General features: G+C 63.0%; 1 protein-coding gene. It reads left to right on the forward strand.

The features are described from left to right. Nucleotides 1–270: glycogen/starch/alpha-glucan phosphorylase (locus tag KZZ04_RS19375; RefSeq protein ID WP_219423900.1), on the forward strand; the 270-nt coding region annotated here is incomplete at both ends.

Consider the following 270-nt stretch of genomic DNA (forward strand, 5'->3'; position numbering starts at 1 on the left):
CGGACTTGTCGGAGCAGATTTCCACCGCCGGCTTTGAAGCGTCGGGCACCAGTAACATGAAGTTCGGCCTCAATGGCGCGCTGACCATCGGCACCATGGACGGCGCCAACGTCGAGATGCATGAGCGGGTGGGCGCCGAGCATATGTTTATCTTCGGCCTCAGCGCCGAACAAGTGGAAGCCCGCAAGCACGCCGGTGAATTCCACGCCGGGCCGGATGTGGCAGCCTCCCATCGTCTCAACGATGTGTTGCAAGCGATCCGCGGCGGGG

Source organism: Pseudoalteromonas sp. CR1 (assembly GCF_019392235.1).
Lineage (GTDB): Bacteria > Pseudomonadota > Gammaproteobacteria > Enterobacterales > Alteromonadaceae > Pseudoalteromonas.